This window comes from Escherichia sp. HH091_1A (assembly GCF_030295175.1).
GTDB lineage: Bacteria > Pseudomonadota > Gammaproteobacteria > Enterobacterales > Enterobacteriaceae > Escherichia > Escherichia coli_F.
In genome coordinates this window covers 3,992,231-4,018,624 of sequence record NZ_AP025747.1, presented here as the reverse complement: position 1 = coordinate 4,018,624, position 26,394 = coordinate 3,992,231, and the positions used below count along the sequence as shown (strand labels likewise).

At 54.2% G+C, this 26,394-nt stretch carries 20 protein-coding genes; 11 read left to right on the top strand and 9 right to left on the bottom strand.

Annotated features, from left to right (window positions below; translation table 11 throughout):
• Nucleotides 1-168 precede the first annotated feature (168 nt).
• The 4 genes from rplM (at nucleotide 169) to sspB (ending at nucleotide 2,539) form a co-directional block, all read left to right on the top strand.
• Complete coding sequence (gene rplM, locus QUF14_RS20160; protein ID WP_000847559.1) at nucleotides 169-597, top strand: 50S ribosomal protein L13; 429 nt, start codon at nucleotides 169-171, stop codon at nucleotides 595-597.
• Nucleotides 598-612: 15 nt separating this feature from the next.
• Nucleotides 613-1,005 carry a 30S ribosomal protein S9 gene (gene rpsI, locus QUF14_RS20155; protein ID WP_000829818.1) on the top strand — a complete coding sequence of 131 codons (393 nt, stop codon included), beginning with the start codon at nucleotides 613-615 and terminating at the stop codon, nucleotides 1,003-1,005.
• A 392-nt stretch (nucleotides 1,006-1,397) separates the two neighbouring features.
• Nucleotides 1,398-2,036, top strand: coding sequence for a stringent starvation protein SspA (sspA, locus tag QUF14_RS20150; RefSeq protein ID WP_000257293.1), 639 nt, complete (start codon nucleotides 1,398-1,400; stop codon nucleotides 2,034-2,036).
• Nucleotides 2,037-2,041: 5 nt separating this feature from the next.
• On the top strand, nucleotides 2,042-2,539 hold the full coding sequence (gene sspB / locus QUF14_RS20145; protein WP_000366126.1) for a ClpXP protease specificity-enhancing factor: 498 nt from the start codon (nucleotides 2,042-2,044) through the stop codon (nucleotides 2,537-2,539).
• Between the two features lie 43 nt (nucleotides 2,540-2,582).
• Here the strand turns inward: sspB and dcuC are convergent, their stop codons facing one another.
• The gene (gene dcuC / locus QUF14_RS20140) at nucleotides 2,583-3,950 is read right to left on the bottom strand and encodes an anaerobic C4-dicarboxylate transporter DcuC (RefSeq protein ID WP_100733912.1); all 1,368 of its coding nucleotides are present in this window, start codon (nucleotides 3,948-3,950) and stop codon (nucleotides 2,583-2,585) included.
• 379 nt (nucleotides 3,951-4,329) lie between these two features.
• Here dcuC and nanR point away from each other — a divergent pair, with 379 nt between their 5' ends.
• The 6 genes from nanR to nanQ all read left to right on the top strand — a co-directional run bounded on the left by nanR (nucleotide 4,330) and on the right by nanQ (nucleotide 9,804).
• Complete coding sequence (gene nanR / locus QUF14_RS20135; RefSeq protein ID WP_000523844.1) at nucleotides 4,330-5,121, top strand: transcriptional regulator NanR; 792 nt, start codon at nucleotides 4,330-4,332, stop codon at nucleotides 5,119-5,121.
• A 121-nt stretch (nucleotides 5,122-5,242) separates the two neighbouring features.
• Nucleotides 5,243-6,136: an N-acetylneuraminate lyase gene (nanA, locus tag QUF14_RS20130; protein WP_000224719.1), complete on the top strand. Its 894-nt coding sequence runs from the start codon at nucleotides 5,243-5,245 to the stop codon at nucleotides 6,134-6,136.
• Nucleotides 6,137-6,244: 108 nt separating this feature from the next.
• Nucleotides 6,245-7,735, top strand: coding sequence for a sialic acid transporter NanT (nanT, locus tag QUF14_RS20125; protein WP_000108466.1), 1,491 nt, complete (start codon nucleotides 6,245-6,247; stop codon nucleotides 7,733-7,735).
• A gap of 46 nt (nucleotides 7,736-7,781) precedes the next feature.
• Complete coding sequence (locus tag QUF14_RS20120; RefSeq protein WP_000054232.1) at nucleotides 7,782-8,471, top strand: N-acetylmannosamine-6-phosphate 2-epimerase; 690 nt, start codon at nucleotides 7,782-7,784, stop codon at nucleotides 8,469-8,471.
• On the top strand, nucleotides 8,468-9,343 hold the full coding sequence (gene nanK, locus QUF14_RS20115; RefSeq protein WP_000209045.1) for an N-acetylmannosamine kinase: 876 nt from the start codon (nucleotides 8,468-8,470) through the stop codon (nucleotides 9,341-9,343). The genes QUF14_RS20120 and nanK overlap by 4 nt, the downstream gene beginning before the upstream one ends.
• Complete coding sequence (nanQ, locus tag QUF14_RS20110) at nucleotides 9,340-9,804, top strand: N-acetylneuraminate anomerase (RefSeq protein ID WP_000979873.1); 465 nt, start codon at nucleotides 9,340-9,342, stop codon at nucleotides 9,802-9,804. Before nanK ends, nanQ begins: the two co-directional genes overlap by 4 nt.
• 59 nt (nucleotides 9,805-9,863) lie before the next feature.
• Here nanQ and QUF14_RS20105 read toward each other — a convergent pair whose 3' ends face one another.
• The 8 genes from QUF14_RS20105 to gltB form a co-directional block, all read right to left on the bottom strand.
• Nucleotides 9,864-10,991 carry a PDDEXK nuclease domain-containing protein gene (locus QUF14_RS20105; RefSeq protein WP_000445121.1) on the bottom strand — a complete coding sequence of 376 codons (1,128 nt, stop codon included), beginning with the start codon at nucleotides 10,989-10,991 and terminating at the stop codon, nucleotides 9,864-9,866.
• A 198-nt stretch (nucleotides 10,992-11,189) separates the two neighbouring features.
• Nucleotides 11,190-12,359 carry a VWA domain-containing protein gene (locus tag QUF14_RS20100; RefSeq protein ID WP_000097505.1) on the bottom strand — a complete coding sequence of 390 codons (1,170 nt, stop codon included), beginning with the start codon at nucleotides 12,357-12,359 and terminating at the stop codon, nucleotides 11,190-11,192.
• Nucleotides 12,349-14,598 carry a DUF5682 family protein gene (locus tag QUF14_RS20095; RefSeq protein WP_100733913.1) on the bottom strand — a complete coding sequence of 750 codons (2,250 nt, stop codon included), beginning with the start codon at nucleotides 14,596-14,598 and terminating at the stop codon, nucleotides 12,349-12,351. The genes QUF14_RS20100 and QUF14_RS20095 overlap by 11 nt, the downstream gene beginning before the upstream one ends.
• Nucleotides 14,599-14,615: 17 nt before the next feature.
• Nucleotides 14,616-15,710 (bottom strand): ATP-binding protein, encoded by a 1,095-nt coding sequence (locus tag QUF14_RS20090; protein ID WP_000994482.1) that lies wholly within the window; start codon nucleotides 15,708-15,710, stop codon nucleotides 14,616-14,618.
• Nucleotides 15,707-17,326 carry a DUF5691 domain-containing protein gene (locus tag QUF14_RS20085; protein WP_100733914.1) on the bottom strand — a complete coding sequence of 540 codons (1,620 nt, stop codon included), beginning with the start codon at nucleotides 17,324-17,326 and terminating at the stop codon, nucleotides 15,707-15,709. Before QUF14_RS20085 ends, QUF14_RS20090 begins: the two co-directional genes overlap by 4 nt.
• Nucleotides 17,323-18,645 carry an SWIM zinc finger family protein gene (locus QUF14_RS20080; protein ID WP_286333077.1) on the bottom strand — a complete coding sequence of 441 codons (1,323 nt, stop codon included), beginning with the start codon at nucleotides 18,643-18,645 and terminating at the stop codon, nucleotides 17,323-17,325. Before QUF14_RS20080 ends, QUF14_RS20085 begins: the two co-directional genes overlap by 4 nt.
• A gap of 232 nt (nucleotides 18,646-18,877) precedes the next feature.
• Nucleotides 18,878-20,296 carry a glutamate synthase subunit GltD gene (gltD, locus tag QUF14_RS20075; RefSeq protein ID WP_000081680.1) on the bottom strand — a complete coding sequence of 473 codons (1,419 nt, stop codon included), beginning with the start codon at nucleotides 20,294-20,296 and terminating at the stop codon, nucleotides 18,878-18,880.
• Nucleotides 20,297-20,308: 12 nt separating this feature from the next.
• Entirely contained in the window at nucleotides 20,309-24,769 is a 4,461-nt protein-coding gene (gltB, locus tag QUF14_RS20070) for a glutamate synthase large subunit (protein ID WP_038813265.1), read from the bottom strand.
• Nucleotides 24,770-25,443: 674 nt separating this feature from the next.
• Here gltB and mnmL point away from each other — a divergent pair.
• Nucleotides 25,444-26,373, top strand: coding sequence for a tRNA modification radical SAM protein MnmL/YtqA (gene mnmL, locus QUF14_RS20065; protein WP_001354989.1), 930 nt, complete (start codon nucleotides 25,444-25,446; stop codon nucleotides 26,371-26,373).
• The last annotated feature ends 21 nt before the right edge of the window (nucleotides 26,374-26,394 follow it).

The following is a 26,394-nucleotide window of genomic DNA, read 5'->3' as shown; positions in this document are numbered from 1 at the left end:
ATAATCCTGCGACCCCACGTTACAAGAAAGTTTTTTTCCCAAAACTTTTTGTGTGCTGGCATAGGCTATTCGAAGGGGTAGGTTTGCCGGACTTTGTCGTGTGAACCTCAACAATTGAAGACGTTTGGGTGTTCACCAACGTGTAACTATTTATTGGGTAAGCTTTTAATGAAAACTTTTACAGCTAAACCAGAAACCGTAAAACGCGACTGGTATGTTGTTGACGCGACCGGTAAAACTCTGGGCCGTCTGGCTACTGAACTGGCTCGTCGCCTGCGCGGTAAGCACAAAGCGGAATACACTCCGCACGTAGATACCGGTGATTACATCATCGTTCTGAACGCTGACAAAGTTGCTGTAACCGGCAACAAGCGTACTGACAAAGTGTACTATCACCACACCGGCCACATCGGTGGTATCAAACAAGCGACCTTTGAAGAGATGATTGCTCGCCGTCCTGAGCGTGTGATTGAAATCGCGGTTAAAGGCATGTTGCCAAAAGGCCCGCTGGGTCGTGCTATGTTCCGTAAACTGAAAGTTTACGCGGGTAACGAGCACAACCACGCGGCACAGCAACCGCAAGTTCTTGACATCTAATCGGGATTATAGGCAATGGCTGAAAATCAATACTACGGCACTGGTCGCCGCAAAAGTTCCGCAGCTCGCGTTTTCATCAAACCGGGCAACGGTAAAATCGTAATCAACCAACGTTCTCTGGAACAGTACTTCGGTCGTGAAACTGCCCGCATGGTAGTTCGTCAGCCGCTGGAACTGGTCGACATGGTTGAGAAACTGGACCTGTACATCACCGTTAAAGGTGGTGGTATCTCTGGTCAGGCTGGTGCGATCCGTCACGGTATCACCCGCGCTCTGATGGAATACGACGAGTCCCTGCGTTCTGAACTGCGTAAAGCTGGCTTCGTTACTCGTGACGCTCGTCAGGTTGAACGTAAGAAAGTCGGTCTGCGTAAAGCACGTCGTCGTCCGCAGTTCTCCAAACGTTAATTGGTTTCTGCTCCGGCAGAAAACAATTTGCGAAAAAACCCGCTTCGGCGGGTTTTTTTATGGCTAAAATCTGAATCAGCGTAAAAAAAGGAATGTTGATTTTTGCTGTCGCCTGACAGACAGAAAACAAAAACCACATCGCCGATAAGGGACTAAGTCAACCATTTCAGACTAAAGCGCATCTCTTTTTCCCCATTTCCGGCATCGACTCACCACAAAGGTCACAAAATCTGGTAAACTATCATCCAATTTTCTGCCCAAATGTCGGGTATTGCTCATTTTTTGTTTGATTTTCGAACAAAGAGAGTCGTTCCTTACTGGGTAACACAACTTCTGACTGGCCACCTGGTGGCTGGTAGCAGTAAAAATTCTGACTATACCTGGAGGTTTTCATGGCTGTCGCTGCCAACAAACGTTCGGTAATGACGCTGTTTTCCGGTCCTACTGACATCTATAGCCATCAGGTCCGCATTGTGCTGGCTGAGAAAGGTGTAAGTTTCGAGATCGAACACGTGGAAAAGGACAATCCGCCTCAGGATCTGATTGACCTCAACCCGAATCAGAGCGTTCCGACCCTGGTGGATCGTGAGCTGACCCTGTGGGAATCTCGCATCATTATGGAATATCTGGATGAGCGTTTCCCGCATCCGCCACTGATGCCTGTTTACCCGGTAGCTCGCGGTGAAAGCCGTCTGTACATGCATCGCATCGAAAAAGACTGGTACACGCTGATGAACACCATCATCAACGGTTCAGCTTCTGAAGCAGATGCCGCACGTAAGCAACTGCGCGAAGAACTGCTGGCGATTGCGCCGGTCTTCGGTCAGAAGCCGTACTTCCTGAGCGATGAGTTCAGCCTGGTCGATTGCTACCTTGCTCCGCTGCTGTGGCGTCTGCCGCAACTGGGCATCGAATTCAGCGGTCCGGGTGCGAAAGAGCTGAAAGGCTATATGACCCGCGTCTTTGAGCGTGACTCTTTCCTCGCTTCCTTAACGGAAGCAGAACGCGAAATGCGTCTGGGCCGGAGTTAATCTGTATGGATTTGTCACAGCTAACACCACGTCGTCCCTATCTGCTGCGTGCATTCTATGAGTGGTTGCTGGATAACCAGCTCACGCCGCATCTGGTGGTGGATGTGACGCTCCCAGGCGTGCAGGTTCCTATGGAATATGCGCGTGACGGGCAAATTGTACTCAACATTGCGCCGCGTGCTGTCGGCAATCTGGAACTGGCGAATGATGAGGTGCGCTTTAACGCGCGCTTTGGTGGCATTCCGCGTCAGGTTTCTGTGCCGCTGGCTGCCGTGCTGGCTATCTACGCCCGTGAAAATGGCGCAGGCACGATGTTTGAACCTGAAGCTGCCTACGATGAAGATGCCAGCATCATGAATGATGAAGAGGCATCGGCAGACAACGAAACCGTTATGTCGGTTATCGATGGCGACAAGCCAGATCACGATGATGACACTCATCCTGACGATGAACCTCCGCAGCCACCACGCGGTGGTCGACCGGCATTACGCGTTGTGAAGTAAAATGAAAACAGGCCCTGGCGGCCTGTTTTGTCTTTTTAATCGCTTAATAAAATAGCGTGATAGTGGCAATCATATTCACCACGAAACCGACTGACATGGGGATCGCTGTCCGCTTCACTACCGCAAAAGGCGAAACGCCTGCAATTCCTGACGTAACGACCACCACCGCAGTAATCGGCGAAACAGCGCGCGCTAGCGTCGTGGCAAAATGCATCGGCATAATCATTACAACCGCTGGTACATGTAGTCCGGCTGCGATATTCGGAATAAGACTGGCAAATGACATAAACGGCGCATTGCCTGAGCCCATCACAATGGCACAAATGGCAATGACCAGCGCCATAATAATCATCACGCCAATACCGCCCAGACCAGAATGCTCTGCGCCCCTGATAACCGCATCGACAGTGCCAATTGTCGTTAAGCCCTTCGCAAATATTTCACCCGCGACCACCAGCGTTACCACGTTGGCAAACTGCGTACCCATGCCGTCAAAAAACGCCTGCACATCGTCCATTGTTTCGCGCAAATTATGCTTGCGGAAAAACTCAACAAACATCGTCACCGTCAAACTCAGTAACATCACCACCACCAGATGCAGTTCTGACTGCATCAGTCCAGCGTGGGCGAGGAACAGCGAGCCGAGCATCAGGATTAACGGCATCACCGGTAAAATGGCGTAATAGAGCGGTGGGACATTATCGAGATCTTTTTGCTCCGCCTGCTCGTGATTGATATTTTTATCTTTTTTGTCAAAAGCGCGTTGCACGAAAAAGTGAGAGATCGCTACCGAGATAATGACGCAAGAGGCGACCGGAAGCTGGTAGTGGAAGAAGTAAGTGGCAATTTTCATTCCTGCCACCTGGGCCGCAAAAATAGAGTTCGTTTCCAGAATCCCCCACTCAATGGACATCGTGGTTGCGATAACTGCCACCGCAGAGAGTCGACTTACTCCCAGACTCACTAGTGTTGGAAATAAGGTGACCATCAGCAACATACCCAGACCGGAGGCGCTGGTAATAAACTGCGCCATGATTTGGCCGATAACGTAAGTTGCCGACAGAATAAGATACGGCGAGCGAATGAGTTTTAACGGGCGGCTTAACAAGCTCACCATCGCCCGACTGGCTCCTATGCGCTCCATGTAGCGGGCATACCCGCTCACCGCCATAATCGACAACCCTAACCCGGCAATGCGGTTGGACAGCATGCGCAGGATTTCATTATAAATATCGACGATCAAGTAGCCGCTGCTTTTGGCGGGATCGAGTACTCCACCGAACCCTAACCAGACACCGCACATCATCAGGAAGATACCTGCGGCAGCCAGCACCACTTGAGGTTTGTAGTTTTTCAGGATCAAATAGCCCATCGTCATTAATACGATGACAGATATAATTATGCCGAACATTGTTGAACTCCGTGTCAAAAGAAAACGGTCAATCCCATAAACGGCAGATTGAAAACAGTGATGTTATATTTTTTGCAAGGCTATTTATGGTGTTGGTGTCGTATTTTTTAATTCTGGATGAGGCGATTTTTCATTATAAAATATGCATTTATGATTATTTTGTAAGAACATATTCGTAATATTCATAATGCTTGTGAATAGTCTTATGAATAATTCATTCAGGATGTTTTTATCGGCGTTACACTAATTTTCGCAATAGTTAATTATTACGTTAATTATGATAATAATGAGACACAAAGAGAAAAAACCGCCATTTCCCCCTACTTTCAATCCTGTGATAGGATGTCACTGATGATGTTAATCACACTGACCTTACAGAATGGGCCTTATGAACGCATTTGATTCGCAAACCGAAGATTCTTCACCTGCAATTGGTCGCAACTTGCGCAGCCGCCCGCTGGCGCGTAAAAAACTCTCCGAAATGGTGGAAGAAGAGCTGGAACAGATGATCCGCCGTCGTGAATTTGGCGAAGGTGAACAATTACCGTCTGAACGCGAACTGATGGCGTTCTTTAACGTCGGGCGTCCTTCTGTGCGCGAAGCGCTGGCAGCGTTAAAACGCAAAGGTCTGGTGCAAATAAACAACGGCGAACGTGCCCGCGTCTCGCGTCCTTCAGCGGACACCATCATCGGCGAGCTTTCCGGCATGGCGAAAGATTTCCTTTCTCATCCTGGCGGAATTGCCCATTTCGAACAATTACGTCTGTTCTTTGAATCCAGCCTGGTGCGCTATGCGGCTGAACATGCCACCGATGAGCAAATTGATTTGCTGGCAAAAGCACTGGAAATCAACAGTCAGTCGCTGGATAACAACGCGGCATTCATTCGTTCAGACGTTGATTTCCACCGCGTGCTGGCGGAGATCCCCGGCAATCCGATCTTTATGGCGATCCATGTTGCCCTGCTCGATTGGCTGATCGCCGCACGCCCAACCGTAGCTGATCAGGCTCTGCACGAGCATAACAACGTTAGCTATCAACAGCATATTGCGATCGTTGACGCGATCCGTCGTCATGATCCTGACGAAGCCGATCGCGCGTTGCAATCGCATCTCAACAGCGTCTCTGCTACCTGGCACGCCTTCGGTCAGACCACCAACAAAAAGAAATAATGCCACTTTAGTGAAGCAGATCGCATTATAAGCTTTCTGTATGGGGTGTTGCTTAATTGATCTGGTATAACAGGTATAAAGGTATATCGTTTATCAGACAAGCATCACTTCAGAGGTATTTATGGCAACGAATTTACGTGGCGTAATGGCCGCACTCCTGACTCCTTTTGATCAACAACAAGCACTGGATAAAGCGAGTCTGCGTCGCCTGGTTCAGTTCAATATTCAGCAGGGCATCGACGGTTTATACGTGGGTGGTTCTACCGGCGAAGCCTTTGTACAAAGCCTTTCCGAGCGTGAACAGGTACTGGAAATCGTCGCCGAAGAGGCGAAAGGCAAGATTAAACTCATCGCTCATGTAGGTTGCGTCAGCACTGCTGAAAGCCAACAGCTTGCGTCTTCAGCCAAACGTTATGGCTTCGATGCCGTCTCCGCCGTCACGCCGTTCTACTACCCTTTCAGCTTTGAAGAACACTGCGATCACTATCGGGCAATTATTGATTCGGCGGATGGGTTGCCGATGGTGGTGTACAACATTCCGGCGTTAAGCGGCGTTAAACTGACCCTGGATCAGATTAACACTCTGGTTACGTTGCCTGGTGTCGGCGCGCTGAAACAGACCTCTGGCGATCTCTATCAGATGGAGCAGATCCGTCGTGAACATCCGGATCTGGTGCTCTATAACGGTTACGACGAAATCTTTGCTTCTGGTTTGTTGGCGGGCGCTGATGGTGGTATCGGCAGTACTTACAACATTATGGGCTGGCGTTATCAGGGTATCGTGAAGGCGCTGAAAGAAGGCGATATCCAGACCGCGCAGAAGCTGCAAACCGAATGTAATAAAGTCATTGATTTACTGATCAAAACGGGCGTATTCCGCGGCCTGAAAACGGTCCTGCACTATATGGATGTCGTTTCTGTGCCGCTGTGCCGCAAACCGTTTGGTCCGGTCGATGAAAAATATCTGCCAGAACTGAAGGCGCTAGCCCAGCAGTTGATGCAAGAGCGCGGGTGAGTTGTTTCCCCTCGCTCGCCCCTACCGGGTGAGGGGAAATAAACGCATCTGTACCCTACAATTTTTATACCAAAGCGTGTGGGCATCGCCCACCGCGGGAGACTCACAATGAGTACTACAACCCAGAATATCCCGTGGTATCGCCATCTCAACCGCGCACAATGGCGCGCATTTTCCGCTGCCTGGTTGGGATATCTGCTTGACGGTTTTGATTTCGTTTTAATCGCCCTGGTACTCACCGAAGTACAAGGTGAATTCGGGCTGACGACGGTACAGGCGGCAAGTCTGATCTCCGCAGCCTTTATCTCTCGCTGGTTCGGCGGCCTGATGCTTGGCGCTATGGGCGACCGCTACGGGCGTCGTCTGGCAATGGTTACCAGTATCGTTCTCTTCTCGGCCGGGACGCTGGCCTGCGGCTTTGCGCCAGGCTACATCACCATGTTTATTGCTCGTCTGGTCATCGGCATGGGGATGGCGGGTGAATACGGTTCCAGCGCCACCTATGTCATTGAAAGCTGGCCAAAACATCTGCGTAACAAAGCCAGTGGTTTTCTGATTTCAGGCTTCTCGGTGGGTGCCGTCGTTGCCGCTCAGGTCTACAGCCTGGTGGTTCCGGTCTGGGGCTGGCGTGCATTGTTTTTTATCGGCATCTTACCAATCATCTTTGCTCTCTGGCTGCGTAAAAACATCCCGGAAGCGGAAGACTGGAAAGAGAAACACGCAGGTAAAGCACCAGTACGCACAATGGTGGATATTCTCTACCGTGGTGAACATCGTATCGCCAATATCGTGATGACACTGGCGGCGGCCACTGCGCTGTGGTTCTGCTTCGCCGGTAACCTGCAAAATGCCGCAATCGTCGCTGTACTCGGGCTGTTATGCGCCGCAATCTTTATCAGCTTTATGGTACAGAGTACGGGCAAACGCTGGCCAACGGGCGTAATGCTGATGGTGGTCGTGTTGTTTGCTTTCCTCTACTCATGGCCGATTCAGGCGCTGCTGCCAACGTATCTTAAAACTGAACTTGCTTATAACCCGCATACTGTCGCCAATGTGCTGTTCTTTAGTGGCTTTGGTGCGGCGGTGGGGTGCTGCGTCGGTGGCTTCCTCGGTGACTGGCTGGGAACCCGCAAAGCGTACGTTTGCAGTCTGCTGGCCTCACAGCTGCTGATTATTCCGGTATTTGCGATTGGTGGCGCAAACGTCTGGGTGCTCGGTTTGTTACTGTTCTTCCAGCAAATGCTTGGACAAGGGATCGCCGGGATCTTACCGAAACTGATTGGCGGTTATTTCGATACCGACCAGCGTGCAGCGGGGCTGGGCTTTACCTACAACGTTGGCGCATTGGGCGGCGCACTGGCCCCAATCATCGGCGCGTTGATCGCTCAACGTCTGGATCTGGGTACTGCGCTGGCATCGCTTTCGTTTAGCCTGACGTTCGTGGTGATCCTGCTGATTGGGCTGGATATGCCTTCTCGCGTTCAGCGTTGGTTGCGCCCGGAAGCGTTGCGTACTCATGACGCTATCGACGGCAAACCATTTAGCGGTGCCGTGCCGTTTGGCAGCGCTAAAAACGATTTAGTCAAAACCAAAAGTTAATCCTGTTGCCCGGTCTTCTACCGGGCCTTTCGCTAAGGGAAGATGTATGTCGTTACTTGCACAACTGGATCAAAAAATCGCTGCTAACGGTGGCCTGATTGTCTCCTGCCAGCCGGTTCCGGACAGCCCACTCGATAAACCTGAAATCGTCGCCGCCATGGCATTAGCGGCAGAGCAGGCGGGAGCGGTTGCCATTCGTATTGAAGGTGTGGCAAATCTGAAAGCCACGCGTGCGGTGGTGAGCGTGCCGATTATCGGGATTGTGAAGCGCGATCTGGAGGATTCTCCGGTACGCATCACGGCCTATATTGAAGATGTTGATGCACTGGCGCAGGCGGGTGCGGATATCATCGCTATTGATGGCACCGATCGCCCGCGCCCGGTTCCAGTTGAAACACTGCTGGCGCGTATTCACCATCACGGTTTACTGGCGATGACCGACTGTTCAACGCCGGAAGACGGCCTGGCTTGCCAAAAGCTGGGAGCCGAAATTATTGGTACTACGCTTTCTGGCTATACCACGCCTGAAACGCCAGAAGAGCCAGACCTGGCACTGGTGAAAACATTAAGCGACGCCGGATGTCGGGTGATTGCCGAAGGGCGTTACAACTCGCCTGCTCAGGCGGCGGATGCGATGCGACACGGTGCATGGGCGGTAACGGTCGGTTCTGCTATCACGCGTCTTGAACACATTTGTCAGTGGTACAACACAGCGATGAAAAAGGCGGTGCTATGACTACACTGGCGATTGATATCGGCGGTACTAAACTTGCCGCCGCGCTGATTGGCGCTGATGGGCAGATCCGCGATCGCCGTGAACTTCCTACGCCTGCTAGCCAGACACCAGAAGCCTTGCGTGAAGCCTTAGCCGTATTAGTTTCTCCGTTGCAAGCTCACGCGCAGAGGGTTGCTATCGCTTCAACCGGAATTATTCGCGACGGCAGTTTATTGGCGCTAAATCCGCATAATCTTGGTGGATTACTACACTTTCCGTTAGTCAAAACACTGGAGCAGCTTACCGATTTGCCGACCATTGCCATTAACGACGCGCAGGCCGCAGCATGGGCAGAGTATCAGGCGCTGGAAGGCGATATAACCGAGATGGTGTTTATCACTGTTTCCACTGGCGTCGGCGGCGGTGTAGTGAGCGGCGGCAAACTGCTTACCGGCCCTGGAGGTCTGGCGGGGCACATCGGGCATACGCTTGCCGATCCGCATGGTCCAGTCTGCGGCTGTGGACGCACAGGTTGCGTGGAGGCGATTGCTTCTGGTCGCGGCATTGCGGCGGCAGCGCAAGGGGAGTTGGCTGGTGCGAATGCGAAAACTATTTTCACGCACGCCGGGCAGGGCGATGAGCAGGCGCAGCAACTGATTCACCGCTCCGCACATGTGCTGGCAAGGCTGATCGCTGATATTAAAGCCACAACTGATTGTCAGTGCGTAGTGGTCGGTGGCAGCGTTGGTCTGGCAGAAGGGTATCTGGCGTTGGTGGAGACGTATCTGGCGCAGGAGCCAGCGGCATTTCATGTTGATTTACTGGCGGCGCACTACCGCCATGATGCAGGTTTACTTGGGGCTGCGCTGTTGGCCCAGGGAGAAAAATTATGATGATGGGTGAAGTACAGTCATTACCGTCTGCCGGATTACATCCTGCGTTACAGGACGCGTTAACACTGGCATTAGCTGCCAGACCGCAAGAAAAAGCGCCGGGTCGTTACGAATTACAGGGCGATAATATCTTTATGAATGTCATGACGTTTAACACTCAATCGCCCGTCGAGAAAAAAGCGGAATTGCACGAGCAGTACATTGATATCCAGCTGTTATTAAACGGTGAGGAACGGATCCTGTTTGGCATGGCAGGCACTGCGCGTCAGTGTGAAGAGTTCCACCATGAAGATGATTACCAGCTTTGCAGCGCCATTGAGAACGAGCAAGCCATCATCTTAAAACCGGGAATGTTCGCCGTGTTTATGCCGGGAGAACCGCATAAACCAGGATGCGTTGTCGGCGAACCTGATGAGATTAAAAAGGTTGTGGTGAAGGTTAAGGCTGATTTAATGGCTTAAAACTTAGTTCGTTTTAAAGATTCTGCAGACACTGTCTGCAGAATTCGAAACCGCTGAAATTAACGGCGTCTATAGCCTTCCTCTAGCACCGCTTGTGTTCGAACGAGTTCATCCGCGAGTCGTTTTTCATCAGGTAGTTGCATCTTATATTCGCTTGCCAGAACGGTGTTAGGCAAACCAGCCAGTGCATAATGTGCTTCTCCGACTCCTTTTTCTGCACAGAGAACCAGACCGATGGGCGGATTTTCATCCGGTAGCGTCCAGTGCTCTTTGGCGTAGTTGAGATACATATTCATCTGTCCGGCATCGCTATAGCTGAATTTGCCCACTTTTAGATCGACGATTAGCAGGCAGCGTAAACGGCGGTGGAAAAACAGCAGATCGACACGAAACCAGTTGTCATCAATGCGTAACCTTCGCTGTCGACCAACAAAGGCAAAATCATCCCCAAGTTCCAGCATGAAATCCATCAGGTGGTTGATCAGCGCCTCCTCAAAATCGGATTCTGAGTATTCATCTTTCAATTCCAAAAATTCGAGCACAAAGGGATCGCGTATCGCCTGTTGCGGAAGAATATGCGTCTCGGCAGGGGCGTGTTGTTGCAGCATGGCTGATTTGTCATATGACAGTAGTGTCCGCTCATAAAATTGGGTCGCAATTTGCCGCTCTAGCTGGCGGACAGACCAACCACAGCGGAGCGCCTCTTTTTCATAAAAGCTGCGGGCGTCAGCGTTTTTAACGGAAAGTAGACGGACGTAGGTGGACCAGGGCAGTGGGAAGGATTTGGCAGACAGCGTCTGCCAAATCTTTGCCGATGGGAATTCTGCAGACGGTGTCTGCGGAATTCCCAATGGTGTTAATTCGCCAGACACTGTCTGGCGAATTTCAACATGTTGAAAAAAGAGGTAAAAAAGCCTCATTTGGCGTAAGTTTTTTGCAGAGAACCCACGCTTATACCTTAGACTTAAATCCTTTGAGAGCCGTTTGATAAGCTGTGCACCATAAGCCGCTCTGGCCTCGCCGCCTTGTTCAAATTCGACAATCCGTCGACCAATTTCCCAGTATGTCGCGGTCATTAACGCGTTAACGCTACGTACCGTTTCCGTGCGGGCGCTATCGACCAGGTGAATAATACCGTCGTGGATTTGCTGGTAGCCTGCTGTGGTTCCTTCTGAGAGCGATTCCATTATCTGTCCCTTTATATGGCGCTGCGTTGAATAATGGGATCAGCTATACGCCGGGCATCTGCCGGTAACAATCCAGGTGGGCTTGTTACATGGGTTTTCTTCACGTTATGCGAGGCGCTTTCCAGCAATTGTGCTGTAACGTTGTGCTGAAGATGAAGCAAATAAAAAGGCCGGAGCGGGCGCATCCGACCAGAATTTTCAGGAAGTTTCTCTTGCTGTCACTACGCCATTTTGCGCAGCCCACAGATTCACATCTTCCTTACGAATGGCGGCGGCCATCATGCCGGGGAATAAATCAGGGGTACAGGCAAAGGAGGGAATACCCATGGCGGCGAGTTTTCCTGCCAGTGACCGGTCGTAAAACGGTGCGCCTTCGTCGCTTAAGGCCAGCAGGGTAACCACCTGTACGCCGGACTGAATCAACTCACTGGCGCGTTGCAACAGATTGCGTTCCACACCACCTTCGTAGAGGTCGGAAATCAGCACCAGAATGGTATTACGCGGATCGCGAATCAAAGACTGGCAGTAACCTACCGCGCGGTTGATGTCGGTGCCGCCGCCCAGCTGCACGCCAAACAGCAGCTCTACCGGATCGTCGAGCTTCTCTGTCATATCAACCACTGCGGTGTCGAAAACCACCAGATGCGTTTTTACCGCCGGGAGCGATGCCATTACTGCGCCAAAAATACTGGAATAGACCACCGAGGAGGCCATCGACCCACTCTGGTCGATACATAAAATGATCTCCTTTTGCGTGCGTTGAGACTTGCGCCCGTAGCCGATTAACGTTTCAGGAACAATACTTTTGTACTCTTCCTGCCAGTGGCGCAGGTTGGCGCGAATGGTGCGCTGCCAGTCAATTTCCGCGTGGCGCGGGCGACGATTACGTACCGCACGATTAAGAGCGCCGCTTACCGCGCTACGCATTGGCTCTTCAAGCTGTTTCATCAATTGCTCGACAACTTTACGCACCACAATCCTGGCGGTTTCTTTGGTTTTGGCCGGAATTACGCCATTCAGCGACATCAGCGTGGAGACCAGATGAACATCAGGCTGGACGTTTGCCAGCATCTCTGGCTCCAGCAACATACTGTGCAAATTAAGACGTTCAAAGGCGTCTTTTTGCATCACCTGAACCACAGAAGAGGGGAAATACTGGCGAATATCACCCAGCCAGCGAGCGACTTTGGGTGACGATCCACCCGTGCCGCCGCGTAATCCATGTTTACCGTCTGGCTGATAGAGCGCCGCCAGCGCGGCATCAATCGCGGACTCTCTGGCATCCAGCGCCACGTTACAGGCATTGTCGGCATCTTCTCCAAGGATCAGACGCCAGCGGCGCAGCCGTTCCATCTCGTTACTCGACATGATTTTCCCTTTCGTGTGGTGGCAAAGCCAGAATGCGGCGCAGTAGCGGCAGCATTAACGCGGCACGCTGTTCATCCCATATACCGCTGGTCTCTTCTTGCTGCGCGACACGCTCGCCCTGCGCGGCGCGTTCGCCTAACTGGCGGCGTTCCGGGCTGGAAAAACGGCCGAATGTCCGCCGCAGCATCGGCAGGATCCGGGTGAAGTGATTGTCGTTCAGGCCGCTTAGCCAGGCATCGATCAACTGCCATAATTCGCTATTGTGCAGTAGCACCATCGCGCTGTCGTTGAGGAAACCTTCCGCCCATGCGGCACTTTCCGCCGGGGGATTGGCTGGCGATAGCGCCAGGTTCATCAGCGTGGTGATCCGTTCTGTCGTTAACGTTTGCAGATCAAACAACAGGCGCGTCGCCGTTCCGCGAAGCAGCGCGTGTGCGGTACTGCCCTCTGCCAGCACCATCAACGCCTGCAACCAGCCCGCCAACAGATCTTCGTTATCCAGCAACCGCAGCGCGGCGTGAGCGTCGATAACTTTTTCTCTCATACTGGCGGCGCTGTCGTCGTTGAGCGCCGAACAGGCACTGGGTAGGGCGATGGCGGCGCGCGGGGCGAGGCTCATCAGTACCTGCATTACCATACCAGAGTCGGTCTGGCGCACGTTGCCGTAGCGGACAATCGCCACCAGCGGTGCCAGGGCTTCCAGCAACTGTTCGATATTGCCCTGAGTGGCAGCCAGTGATTCCAGTGTATTGGCGATGGGGGCAATCGCGGCCTGTAAATCGGCCAGTAGCACTTGTTGGATAAGCTTTGCCAGTTCCGGCAGCGTGCTGGCGTATTGCGCCCTCACAATGGCATAGCGGGAGCTGGCCTGCTCAATGCTGTTACCCCAACGGCTGGCGGTAATGATGTTCATTGCCAGTGCCGGTTCCCAGCGCAGCGACCAGACTTCGTGGAACGTCCCTTTGCTGTTATTTCCTTGTCCAGCCAGACGGCCCCAGGAAATGTCGAGTAAGGTCAGGCGATGCAGTAAATGGCTACGCGCCAGATCGCCGGGTTTGCGCAGATCAAGATCCAGCACTTTTTCGCTGGCTTCTGCCTTCAGGCGCAGCGTTTTTTGCTGTTGCGTAATGTCGCGTTGGAGCGGCACGACGGGCGTATCATCCGGTACGCTTCCCAGCGCGTCGCCGACAATTAACTTCTGGCGAATCATCTGCATTGGCGCGCTTTCGCCCATACACACTACGGTTTGCAGCGCTTCGCAAAGTTCGTCAAGCCCCGGCTGCGGGTGATGGCGCATAATCGCCAGCGTCTGCGCCAGCCGCGCCGCTTCGATAATGTGGGCGCTGGAACAGTCGAGATCGGCTTCGCGAAACAGCCTTGCCGCGCGTGACAGCCAGCCGATATCGCGGTGAGAAGCGCCCTGATAACGCCACAGATGATCGTACCATTCCGGTGACACCACCCCTGCGCCATAACCGCTGGCGCGGCTTAACGCCTCGTAGCTCCAGGGCGTCCAGGCTGCCGCGACCTTGCACTTCGGCAAATTTTTCAGCAGTTCGTTATCATTCTTTGCGGGCGGCAGGTTTTCCAGCGCCGGAACGTGCCACGCACCGCAGACTACCGCGATGCGCGAGAAGCCCTCTTTTTTCGCCTGACGTAGCGTCTTGCGCATATACGCTTCACGCAGTTGATCTCTGGCTGAGTTTCGGGCTTCGGGAGTTGCCTGGCGTAGGGCAATCATCGCCTCGCGAATCGCCTCGAACAGAGACAAATCATCTTCGCGTTCCTCTACTCTGTGGCTCCACCAGCTTTCCCCATCGGTGTAACCGGCGGCGCGGCCCAGCCAGTCCAGCGGATCGCCGTCGGGACTGGCTTCAACGGCATCATCGTCATCGCTCTCTTTTTCGTCATCAAGCGCGAACTGATGACTGATGGGCAAGTCCATAAAGCGCACGGCGATATTTTGCTCAAAACCATAGCGCAGCGCCTGCCATTCCGGGGAGAACGCCGCAAAGGGGTAAAACGCGGCGTGATGTGAGTCGTCCGGGGCATAAATCAGTAGCGCGACCGGCGGTTGCATCTGTTCATGCTGCATGAAAGGCAGGATGGATTCGCCGTCGGGCGGCCCTTCCACCAGCAGGCAGTCGGGCTGTAGCGTCTCCAGCGCCTTTCGCAGGCTGCGCGCGCAGCCAGGGCCATGGTGACGGATGCCAAACAAATGAACGGTTTGTTCAGTCATAGTGGTTGCCTTGCTGATTACACAATTTCGCGGCAGGCGCGATAGAGATCGTTCCAGTCGCTGCGCTCTTTGACGATAGTTTCCAGATATTCACGCCATACCACGTCGTCCTGCACGGGATCTTTTACCACCGCGCCGATAAGGCTTGCGGCGATATCCCGCGGATGCAGCACGCCGTCGCCAAAATGGCCCGCCAGCGCCATACCGTTGTTGATAACGGAGATCGCCTCCGCGGTGCTGAGAGTACTGGTTGGCGACTTAATTTTCGTTTTGCCGTCAACCGTCAGGCCGTTTCGCAGTTCGCGGAAGATTTGCACGACTCGCTGGATCTCTTTAAGCGCTGGCGGTTCGGCAGGAAGTGCCAGCGCCTGACCCAGTTCGGCGACGCGGCGAGTGACAATGTTAATCTCTTCTTCTTCGCTGGCGGGTACGGGCAAAATGACCGTGTTGAAACGACGTTTAAGCGCGGAAGAAAGCTCGTTAACGCCTTTATCCCGGTTGTTGGCGGTGGCGATAACGTTAAAGCCGCGCGTCGCCTGGACCTCTTCATTCAGTTCGGGGATAGGCAGCGTTTTTTCCGACAGGATCGTGATCAGCGTGTCCTGAACATCAGCAGGAATACGCGTCAGCTCTTCTACGCGTGCAATCTGCCCGCGCGCCATCGCCCGCATCAACGGACTTTCTACCAGCGCCAAACGTGACGGACCTTTAGAGAGCAACTCCGCGTAGTTCCAGCCATAACGCATTTGTTCTTCACCGGTGCCTGCGGTGCCCTGAATAATTAACGTTGAGTCGCCGCTGATGGCAGCCGCCAGATGTTCAGATACCCAGGATTTCGCAGTGCCGGGTACGCCATACAACAGCAGTGCGCGATCGGTTGCCAGCGTGGCAACGGCGGTTTCGATAATCCGCCGGTTGCCGATATATTTCGGCGTGACCTCAAAGCCATTTTCCAGCTGCCCGCCCAACAGATAGGTGGCGACGGACCATGGAGAAATGGCCCAGTTTTCCGGGCGCGGATGAGTATCGTTTTTTTGCAGCTCATCCAGTTCTTCAGCAAATTGTTGTTCGGCATGTCGGCGTAAAACGGCGGCAGTAGCGGTAGCATTCATAAAGTGGTTTCTCCGACAAAAAGCGAATTAAGTTGAATTCGGTGCGCCAGCGCGGCGCTCAGGGCAGTAAAGGCTGCCTCGCAATAAGGCGTTTGTTGTGCGTCGTGCGGCCACTTGTCAATGACATCATTGAGGACTTCGGGGGCCAGCAGGCAGGCGAAATCACTCATCACATGGCGCAGGGCGTAGTCAAAGCGCGCGGAATCATGTTTCACCCAACGGTGTAGCTCCGTGACCATTTGCTGGCTCAGGCGCAGGCTAAAGAGCGACGCATCCAGCGGTAACAGGCTGATGTAGCGATGTAAATGTTCGCCGCCCACCACTGAGAACAATGACCGTAACATCGGCTCGTGTTCTTCTACAGGCAGACATTGCAAAAGCTCAAAGGCGTTAATCTTCACGCCTGCAGGATGATGAATGCTCATTCCGACGGGCAGCATGGCGAGAAACGCCTGCGCCCACTGCGGATTTTTTTCGCGCAGTACGGCGTGATACCAGGCGCGCAGTAGCGCCTTCTGCCAGTCGGTTTTCCCGGCCCAGCGCAGCAGTTCAACGGGGGTAGCCTGCAGTTGCGTTTGCCACCAGTCGAGCGGAACCGCTGCAACTATCTGATACAGCCACCATGCGCGCTGGCCCAACTTTTCGCCTTTGGGCTTAGTTTCTTCCAGCGCATCGGCCTTCCACTCTGGTAAGAACGCCTCCGGGGCATCAAGGGCGACGTGCAGCATTTTTTCTTTGCCGGATAAGCCTTTTAGCCTTTCAAGTAAGGTCTCAGGAGCGGGGGATGAACTGAGCAACGGCGCTAACCGAGACTTCATGCGCGAGATCCAGGCGCTTTCCGGCAGACAACACAGTAACCGTGCCGCAGTTTGCCGCACCTCTTTGCTGCGATCGGATAATGTCTGTTCCAGAAAGGCTTCGTCGTGTTGGGAGATCTCCACTTCCAGCACAGCCAGCAGCTGTGCGCGTTCGCGGGCATCCAGCGAACTCATCTCCTGCGCCAGCCGATCGCGACCCTGTTCCGGGGCGCGAATGCGCATTTGCGTCAGATATTGCAGACGCTGTTCGGACGTGCCGTGCAGCCACATTTCTTCATCCAGCGGAGCGTCAACGGAGGCAAGAAAATAGCGCCAGTCGGCGTTAATTTGCGCCAGCCAGCGCCCGCGAGCGCCGAGGACATTGGGCAGAATGCCGCGTATTGATGGATTTTGTACGCCGTAATTCAGCAGTGCCGGTAACAGCAGTGCCGGTAACAGCAGGGGCGGAGAAAGAAGCTGACGCTGGACCAGGTGATCAAGCGCTGACCACAGTAAACGCGGCGGCCCTTCTGCCAGCAACAGATGCAGCAGTCCCGCAAAAGCCGGGTTGTTTATTGGCTCGGCATTTTCTTTATCGATTTCCGGCAGCGGTGCGGGGTCAATCGCCTGCGGCACCCAGCCAGCCAGATGGCAGAGCGCCAGAACGCCCGCCGAGCGCAGTAGCTGTTGCTCTGCGGATGTGTTATTCGCCAGTTCAGACAGTAACAGCCCAATCTCACTTTGCGACGCCGACGGTGTGAACGCTTTTTTGTCTGTGCCGAGTAGCGCTGTGCGGGTTAAATTTTGCCATTCGTTCATTGTGCGCCTCCGGTTGCCCAAATCACGCTACCGGCAAGCCAGGCGCTACAGGGCGTCAGCTGCTGACCATCCCATTCCCCCATTAGCATAAACGGCGCGCCGCCGCTGGCCGCCAGTAACCGCCAACCCTCGTCCGACGACAGGTGCGTCGGTAAGTGCTGGCCCTGTGTCGAGACGAATCGCCAGCCGCTCTCGTGCGGGTAAATCAATATTTCGCTTACTCGCAGCGGCAGAGGCCATTGCCAGGGATTCGCGCTAAGCCGCTGCGCCATGTCATGCAGCGCGTCCGGGAGGGGTAATTCTGCAAGCGGGAATCTTTCACCGCGGGTAAACGGCTCCACAATCCGCGCCCGTAGCGGTGATGCGCCAGGGAAAAAGGCAAGCGCGCCCTGGCAGACTTGCCCGGTGATAAAGTGCTGGGGAAAGTTTTTACCACCGTGTGAATAGTCCAGCAGTAGCGCGGTGCGGTGGCTCTTTTCTCCGTACAGCCAGACCCGGCGTCGCCACAGATTATTCTCTTCTTGCGCGCTTTGGCCTAAGACCTGCCAGTTATCAAGGCAGGTTAGTCCGTCAGCGATGTCATGTTTATCCGGGGTTATTCCCAATGCTGCATGGAGATCGCTAAGTTGTGCCGGGGATAACATTTGTTGCTGGCGCCAGGCGTCAATAATCAGCTGTAGCTGCCCCAGTTCTTTGCACAGGCTCGATGGCCATACCTCGGCGGTAGTAAAAAGAGTGGTCAGATTGTTCAGGCGAGCGGCAATTCCCGGTAGTTGAGCGTCGACCATGCGGGCGGCGATCCCGGCAAAAGGCAACTGTTGTGCAGAGATCTGCGCCAGACCGTGGCGGATCAGGTCGTGCATCCACTGTTCGAGGAAATCCAGCCCCGCCGTCATTTTTTGGTTGCGTGCCGCTTCCCGTTTGGCGGCAGCCTGCGGGTCGGCAGCTTTTGCCTCAGCCTGCTCTTTCTTTTCTTCTTTGCGAACCGCTAGCTGCTGGCGCGAGGTTAGCCACTCGCTTACCCATTCCGGCGGCTCGCCAGCGGTGAAACTTGCGGTGTGTTGCACCTGGAGCAAAAGCAACGCAAGGCTATGTTTACAGGGGAATTTACGGCTGGGGCAGGAACATTTACAGGCCAGATCCTGCCTGTCGACCCGTACCTGATAAGGGCGGGAGCCGCTGCCTTTACATTCTCCCCAGAACGCGGTCTCGCTATATCCCAGCGTCGGCCATTTTGCGGGGGCAACCAGGCCACGAGCCGCTTTAACCGAGGCGTCATCGGGCGCCAGGGCTTGCACTGATTCAACGGTCAGTTCCATTACAATTCTCTATTGGCGTGGGGAAATCGATGGGGTCAAGGAGGCGTTAAGCAAAGCAGGAGGAGACTGTTTTCCGTAACAGCGTATTGCGCGTCCATCGCAAATTTGTAGTGAGTATAGCGGGCGGTAAATTCAGGAAACAATGGCGGATAGCGGAAAGTGTAGTTTTTCGGAAAAAGATAACTTTATCCCGTGTAACCCGTTTTAAGCGGGCTACACGGGAGGCTGCAATTTAAACTTCCAGCCAGTTCATAATCCCATCTGCCGCTTTACGGCCTTCGGCAATAGCGGTTACTACCAGGTCGGAACCACGGACAATATCGCCGCCAGCAAAGATTTTCGGGTTGCTGGTCTGGAAGGCGTTATCGTTGCCTTCCGGGGCGATGATGCGACCTTGTGAGTCCAGCTCGACGCTGTGTTTTGCCAGCCATTCCATGCTGTGTGGGCGGAAACCAAACGCCATGATCACCGCATCTGCCGGAACGATATGTTCGGATCCTGCCACGATCTCCGCGCGGCGACGGCCTTTGGCATCCGGTTCGCCCATTTCTGTGCGCACCATTTTCACGCCGCTGACTTTGCCGTTGCCGTTCACTTCAATACCCAGTGGCTGGACGTTGAATTTGAACTCAACACCTTCTTCCCGCGCGTTTTTCACTTCGCGGCGGGAACCCGGCATATTCTCTTCATCACGACGATAGGCACAGGTAACGTGTTTTGCCCCCTGGCGTACAGACGTGCGTACGCAGTCCATCGCGGTATCGCCACCGCCAAGTACCACCACGCGTTTGCCTTCCATGCTGACGAACGGTTCTTCGCGAGTTTCACCAAAGCCCATTAACTGTTTGGTGTTGGCGATAAGGAACGGCAGCGCTGCGTACACGCCATCGGCGTCTTCGTTTTCCAGTCCGCCGCGCATTGACTGATAAGTCCCGACGCCAAGGAACACGGCATCGTAATCACTCAGGAGATCGTCCAGCTGTACGTCGCGGCCCACTTCGGTATTGAGTTTGAATTCAATACCCATGCCGGTGAATATTTCACGGCGGCGCGTCATCACTTCTTTTTCCAGCTTGAAGGCCGGAATACCGAAGGTCAGCAGGCCGCCGATTTCCGGGTGACGGTCGAAGACGACCGCTTTTACGCCGTTGCGCGTCAGGACATCCGCACACGCCAGACCCGCCGGGCCTGCGCCGATAATCGCCACTTTTTTACCGGTTTGCTTCACGCCGGACATATCCGGACGCCAGCCCATTTCGAACGCTTTATCATTGATATAACGCTCAATGTTGCCGATGGTCACCGCGCCAAACTCATCGTTCAGCGTGCAGGAACCTTCGCACAGACGGTCCTGCGGGCAGACACGTCCGCAAACTTCCGGCAGGGTATTGGTCTGATGCGACAGTTCTGCCGCTTCAAAAATACGCCCCTCGTTGGCGAGCTTCAGCCAGTTCGGGATGTAGTTGTGTACCGGGCATTTCCACTCGCAGTATGGGTTGCCGCACGATAGGCAGCGGTCAGCCTGCGCTTTGGCCTGGCCTTCGGAAAACGGCTCGTAAATTTCAACAAACTCAATTTTGCGGATCTTCAGCGGTTTCTTTGGCGGATCAACGCGCTGCAGGTCGATAAATTGATAAACATTCTGACTCATTGTTGCTACCCCTTACTGCGCCTGCACGCGCAACTCTGCTGCGCTACGACTACGGTGACCCAGCAGTGCTTTTACATCACTGGACTTCGGTTTAACCAGCGCAAATTTCGTGGCGAAGGTTGACCAGTTAGCCAGAATCTCTTCACCACGCTGGGAACCGGTATGCTGAACATGCTCGGTGATAAGACCACGCAGATGCTCTTCATGGATCGCCAGGGAGTCAACGCTTAAGACCTCGACCAGTTCCGGGTTAACGCGTTTGCGGAAATCGCCGCTTTCATCGAGAACGTAAGCGAAGCCGCCGGTCATGCCCGCGCCGAAGTTAACGCCGGTTTTACCCAGAATACAGACAATACCGCCCGTCATATATTCACAGCCGTTGTCGCCAATGCCTTCTACCACGGTGATAGCACCGGAATTACGCACGCCGAAACGTTCACCCGCGCGGCCTGCGGCATACAGACGACCACCGGTCGCGCCATACAGGCAGGTATTGCCGATAATGCTTGCTTCATGGCTGCGGAAGGCTGAGCCAACCGGAGGACGAATGGCGATTAAGCCGCCCGCCATGCCTTTACCGACATAGTCGTTGGCATCACCGGTCAGGTACAGTTCCACGCCGCCCGCGTTCCACACACCGAAGCTCTGGCCTGCGGTGCCGTTGAAGTACGCTTTAATCGGATCGGCTGCCAGCCCCTGATCGCCGTGCGTCTGGGCGATATAGCCCGAAAGCGATGCACCCACGGAACGGTCGGTGTTGCGAATATCGAACCAGAAGGTTTTGCTCTGACGCTCATCGACAAACGGTTTTGCCTGTTGCAGCAACTGCGCGTTTAGCAGGCCATTATCAAACGGCGGGTTGTTTTCGGTACAGTAGAGCGCCTTACCTGGATGCGGCTCGGCAGTCTCCAGCAGCTTCGACAGCGCCAGTTTCTGCTGTTTGGCGGTGAAACCGTCCAGCTCTTTGAGCAGGTCGGTACGGCCAATCAGATCCACCAGGCGCGTTACGCCCAGTTGCGCCATCAGCTCGCGGGTTTCACGGGCGATAAATTCAAAGTAGTTGGTCACTTTGAACGGTAAGCCGTGATAGTGGTTCTTACGCAGTTTGTCATCCTGAGTTGCTACACCGGTGGCGCAGTTGTTCAGGTGGCAGATTCGCAGGTATTTACAGCCGAGCGCCACCATCGGGCCAGTGCCGAAGCCGAAGCTTTCTGCGCCGAGAATCGCCGCTTTGATGATATCGACACCTGTTTTCAGGCCGCCATCGACCTGCAAACGGATCTTATGACGCAAGCCGTTGGCAACCAGCGCCTGTTGGGTTTCCACCAGGCCGAGTTCCCACGGACAGCCTGCGTATTTCACCGATGAAAGCGGACTTGCGCCGGTGCCGCCGTCATAGCCTGCGATGGTGATCAAGTCCGCATAAGCTTTCGCCACGCCAGTCGCGATGGTACCAACGCCCGGTTCAGAAACCAGCTTCACGGAGATCATCGCTTTCGGGTTGACCTGCTTGAGGTCGAAAATGAGCTGCGCTAAGTCCTCGATAGAGTAGATATCGTGGTGCGGCGGCGGGGAGATCAGCGTCACTCCGGGCACCGAATAGCGCAGTTTGGCGATGTAAGGAGTGACTTTGTCGCCCGGCAACTGACCGCCTTCGCCCGGCTTCGCGCCCTGGGCGACTTTAATCTGAATGACGTCAGCATTGACCAGGTACGCCGGAGTAACGCCGAAGCGACCAGAAGCCACCTGCTTGATGCGCGACACTTTGTTAGTGCCGTAGCGCGCCGGATCTTCACCACCTTCACCGGAGTTCGAGTTACCGCCGATGCTGTTCATCGCTTCCGCCAGCGCCTCGTGGGCTTCCGGGCTTAACGCGCCGATAGACATCGCAGCGGTATCGAAGCGTTTAAACAGTTCGCTTGCCGGTTCAACATCGGCAATGTTGACTGCGTTTTCACCCGGCGTAATTGCCAGCAGATCGCGCAGCGTGGTTGCCGGACGCTCATTAACCAGCTTCGCGTATTCCTGATAGTCGCTGTACTCGCCGCTTTGTACCGCCTGTTGCAGTGTGCGCACAACGTCCGGGTTGTAGGCGTGGTATTCGCCACCGTGCACATATTTCAGCAAGCCGCCCTGGCTGATGGGCTTACGCGCCAGCCAGGCACGTTTCGACAGATTCAGCAGATCCTGCTGGAAGTCTTCAAAGCTTGCCCCACCAATGCGGCTGACCGCCCCCTGGAAGCACAGGCCCACTACATCATCGTGCAGACCGACCGCTTCGAACAGTTTCGAGCAGCGGTAAGACGCGATGGTGGAGATGCCCATTTTGGACATGATTTTGTACAAGCCTTTGTTGATGCCGTTACGGTAGTTGAGCATCACGGTACGATAATCTTTGGCAATCGCGTGGGTGTCTACCAGGCGGCCCAGCGTTTCATAGGCCAGGTACGGATAAATAGCCGTCGCGCCGAAGCCCAGCAACACGGCGAAGTGGTGCGGGTCGCGGGCGCTGGCGGTTTCGACGATGATATTGGCATCGCAACGCAGGCTTTGATCGACCAGACGGGTTTGGATCGCGCCAACCGCCATCGGAGCCGGAACCGGCAGGCGATCTTTAGCGATATTCCGGTCAGAAAGCACCAGCAGCACGGTGCCGCTACGCACCATCTGTTCTGCTTTGTCGCACAGCTCTTTGACCGTCGCTTCGAGCGTGGTTTTAGTGACGTCAAAGGTGATATCCAGCGTATTTGCGCGGTAGTGCTCCTCTTTCATCGTCGTGAGCTGTTTGAAATCGGAGTAGAGCAGAATCGGCGATTTAAAGCTTAAACGGTGCGCCTGGCCTTCTGCTTCACAGAAGACGTTCATTTCACGCCCGATGCTGGTGGCGAGCGACATAACATGCGCTTCACGTAGCGGGTCGATTGGCGGGTTGGTGACCTGGGCAAATTGCTGGCGGAAGTAATCGTAAATAATGCGCGGCTGACTGGAGAGCACGGCGAATGGGGTGTCGTCGCCCATCGAACCGACCGCTTCCTGACCGTTTTCACCCAGTACGCGAATTACGGAGTCCAGCTCTTCCGCGCTGTAGTTAAACTGTTTCTGGTAGCTGGCAAGCGTGTCGTCGTCCAGTTCGCGGCTACCCACTTCTTCATCGGGCAAGTCTTCAAACGGCACCAAACGGCGGACGTTTTTCTCCATCCACTCTTTATATGGATGGCGGCTTTTCAGATCGTCATCGGTTTCTGCCGAGTGCAGAATACGCCCACTGCGGGTGTCGATAACCATCAGTTCGCCTGGCCCCACGCGGCCTTTTTCGACCACTTCGTCAGGCTGATAATCCCAGATACCGACTTCAGAGGCGCAGGTGATGAGCTTATCTTTGGTGATGACGTAGCGCGCCGGACGCAGACCGTTACGGTCGAGGTTACAGGCAGCAAAACGACCATCGGACATCACGATGCCCGCCGGGCCATCCCACGGCTCCATATGCATGGAGTTAAAGTCAAAGAAGGAACGCAGTTCCGGGTCCATATCCGGGTTGTTCTGCCAGGCGGGTGGTACTAACAGACGCATGGCGCGGATGATATCCATCCCGCCCGCCAGCAGCAGTTCCAGCATGTTATCCATGGAACTGGAGTCAGAGCCGGTTTCGTTGACGAACGGTGCGGCGTCGTGCAGGTCAGGGATTAGCGGTGTCTGGAATTTATAGGTACGCGCGCGCGCCCATTGGCGGTTACCGGTGATGGTGTTGATTTCACCGTTATGCGCCAGGTAGCGGAACGGCTGCGCCAGCGGCCAGCGCGGTACGGTGTTAGTGGAGAAGCGCTGGTGGAACAGGCAGATGGCCGATTCCAGACGCAGGTCCGCGAGGTCCAGGTAGAAGCGCGGCAGATCCGCCGGCATACACAGACCTTTATAGATGTTCACCAGATTCGACAGGCTACAGACGTAGAAGTCTTTGTCAGCTTCGAGACGCTTTTCAATGCGGCGGCGGGCGATAAACAGACGGCGCTCCATATCGCGCGGACGCCAACCTGCCGGGGCGTTCACAAAAATTTGCTCAATGCGTGGCAGAGAGGAGAGGGCGATTTCACCCAGCACGCCTTCGTTAGTGGGGACATCACGCCAGCCGACAATCGACAACGTTTCGCGTTGCAGCTCTTCTTCAACGATGCGGCGTGCGGTCGCGGCGAGTTCAGGATCTTTATTCAGGAAAAGCATCCCGACGGCGTAGTTTTTCGCTAAACGCCAGCCTCGCTCCTGCGCAACAATGCGAAAAAAGCGATCCGGTTTTTGTAACAGCAAGCCGCAACCGTCACCGGTTTTACCATCGGCGAGAATCGCGCCACGGTGCTGCATGCGGGCCAGTGCGTGTATTGCAGTACGCACTACCTTGTGGCTAGGTTCGCCTTCTATGTGGGCGATCAGGCCGAAACCACAGTTATCCCTCTCAAGGGATTTATCGTACAACATATCGTGAACCTCCCCCAGGCTCTGCGGGAACCCCACTTCCGAACCGCTGCGCACGGGCACAGAAAGAGCGTGGCGACGGGGTTTGCGTTTCATACGCGCGCCTCGCATTCGCCCCCTTGTTGTCCTTTTCGCATCGATTAATACGGTGAAGAGGGGATCTCAATTACTGCATAAATATGATGAGCAGGCTGCTCATCCAGAAAGCTTCCAGCGGATTTCCAACTTATCGGGAAAGCTGATACAGGTCAAATGGCAAGCTTATTGGTACAGAAATGTGCTTTAGCGCAAAATTCTTTATTAATTTATTGAAATTAAAAAGGATTTGTTAATTAAGTTGAAAAGAGGCGTCGTTAGGGAAGCAGTCATTTCCTGACTGTCATAAAGGCGTGTTAACCCTTATCCTGCCTTGAACTGATGAGAAAACCAGCATTTTATACTGCCTTAATTGGCAATGACGTTTCATGCTACTGTTTTTGCCTAAAATCCATAAGGAGATAAAAAAATCTGACACAAGATAAGCAAAAGTGATTTATGTGATTATGCATGAAATTTCGGTAATTTTGATTGATTATGCAATTGATAAAAGCAGGCTGGGACGATTGATCCAGGTCATCGCCGAATTGAGCTAAAAATGGCAGGCTTTGGCCTCTTTTCAAGGCGCGGTCTATCAGATTATGCAGTTACAGAAATTAGTCAATATGTTTGGTGGTGATCTCACCCGTCGTTATGGGCAAAAGGTGCATAAGCTGACGCTGCACGGCGGTTTTAGCTGCCCTAACCGTGACGGTACCATCGGGCGTGGTGGCTGCACATTCTGTAATGTTGCCTCGTTTGCCGATGAAGCGCAGCAGCATCATTCCATTGCCGAGCAACTGGCGCACCAGGCGAATTTAGTTAACCGCGCTAAACGCTATCTGGCCTACTTTCAGGCGTATACCAGCACCTTTGCCGAAGTTCAGGTGCTGCGTTCTATGTATCAGCAGGCGGTGAGCCAGGCCAATATTGTCGGTTTGTGTGTTGGTACCCGCCCGGACTGCGTGCCGGATGCGGTGCTGGATCTGCTTTGCGAATATAAAGACCAGGGCTACGAAGTGTGGCTGGAGCTGGGGCTACAAACCGCCCACGACAAAACGCTGCATCGCATCAATCGCGGTCATGATTTTGCCTGCTATCAGCGCACGACGCAGCTGGCGCGTGAGCGCGGGCTGAAGGTGTGTTCTCACTTAATTGTCGGCCTGCCTGGAGAAGGGCAGGCTGAATGTTTGCAAACGCTGGAGCGAGTGGTTGAAACCGGCGTGGACGGCATAAAGCTGCATCCGCTACATATAGTAAAAGGCAGCATTATGGCGAAAGCCTGGGAAGCGGGGCGTTTGAACGGTATTGAACTGGACGATTACACGCTCACTGCCGGAGAAATGATTCGCCATACGCCACCGGAAGTGATCTACCACCGCATTTCCGCCAGCGCCCGTCGCCCGACGCTGCTTGCTCCGCTGTGGTGCGAAAATCGATGGACGGGAATGGTCGAGCTGGATCGCTATCTGAATGAACATGGCGTACAGGGATCGGCGCTGGGACGTCCGTGGCTACCTCCAACGGAGTAGGCCATTGAGGGGAATTCCGCA

What these genes read in the sequence shown, in the direction of transcription:
- rplM (WP_000847559.1), top strand. Translation starts at nt 169, where the DNA reads ATGAAAACTTTTACAGCTAAACCAGAAACCGTAAAACGCGACTGGTAT.
- rpsI (WP_000829818.1), top strand. Translation starts at nt 613, where the DNA reads ATGGCTGAAAATCAATACTACGGCACTGGTCGCCGCAAAAGTTCCGCA.
- sspA (WP_000257293.1), top strand. Translation starts at nt 1,398, where the DNA reads ATGGCTGTCGCTGCCAACAAACGTTCGGTAATGACGCTGTTTTCCGGT.
- sspB (WP_000366126.1), top strand. Translation starts at nt 2,042, where the DNA reads ATGGATTTGTCACAGCTAACACCACGTCGTCCCTATCTGCTGCGTGCA.
- dcuC (WP_100733912.1), bottom strand. Translation starts at nt 3,950, where the DNA reads ATGTTCGGCATAATTATATCTGTCATCGTATTAATGACGATGGGCTAT.
- nanR (WP_000523844.1), top strand. Translation starts at nt 4,330, where the DNA reads ATGGGCCTTATGAACGCATTTGATTCGCAAACCGAAGATTCTTCACCT.
- nanA (WP_000224719.1), top strand. Translation starts at nt 5,243, where the DNA reads ATGGCAACGAATTTACGTGGCGTAATGGCCGCACTCCTGACTCCTTTT.
- nanT (WP_000108466.1), top strand. Translation starts at nt 6,245, where the DNA reads ATGAGTACTACAACCCAGAATATCCCGTGGTATCGCCATCTCAACCGC.
- QUF14_RS20120 (WP_000054232.1), top strand. Translation starts at nt 7,782, where the DNA reads ATGTCGTTACTTGCACAACTGGATCAAAAAATCGCTGCTAACGGTGGC.
- nanK (WP_000209045.1), top strand. Translation starts at nt 8,468, where the DNA reads ATGACTACACTGGCGATTGATATCGGCGGTACTAAACTTGCCGCCGCG.
- nanQ (WP_000979873.1), top strand. Translation starts at nt 9,340, where the DNA reads ATGATGATGGGTGAAGTACAGTCATTACCGTCTGCCGGATTACATCCT.
- QUF14_RS20105 (WP_000445121.1), bottom strand. Translation starts at nt 10,991, where the DNA reads ATGGAATCGCTCTCAGAAGGAACCACAGCAGGCTACCAGCAAATCCAC.
- QUF14_RS20100 (WP_000097505.1), bottom strand. Translation starts at nt 12,359, where the DNA reads ATGTCGAGTAACGAGATGGAACGGCTGCGCCGCTGGCGTCTGATCCTT.
- QUF14_RS20095 (WP_100733913.1), bottom strand. Translation starts at nt 14,598, where the DNA reads ATGACTGAACAAACCGTTCATTTGTTTGGCATCCGTCACCATGGCCCT.
- QUF14_RS20090 (WP_000994482.1), bottom strand. Translation starts at nt 15,710, where the DNA reads ATGAATGCTACCGCTACTGCCGCCGTTTTACGCCGACATGCCGAACAA.
- QUF14_RS20085 (WP_100733914.1), bottom strand. Translation starts at nt 17,326, where the DNA reads ATGAACGAATGGCAAAATTTAACCCGCACAGCGCTACTCGGCACAGAC.
- QUF14_RS20080 (WP_286333077.1), bottom strand. Translation starts at nt 18,645, where the DNA reads ATGGAACTGACCGTTGAATCAGTGCAAGCCCTGGCGCCCGATGACGCC.
- gltD (WP_000081680.1), bottom strand. Translation starts at nt 20,296, where the DNA reads ATGAGTCAGAATGTTTATCAATTTATCGACCTGCAGCGCGTTGATCCG.
- gltB (WP_038813265.1), bottom strand. Translation starts at nt 24,769, where the DNA reads ATGTTGTACGATAAATCCCTTGAGAGGGATAACTGTGGTTTCGGCCTG.
- mnmL (WP_001354989.1), top strand. Translation starts at nt 25,444, where the DNA reads ATGCAGTTACAGAAATTAGTCAATATGTTTGGTGGTGATCTCACCCGT.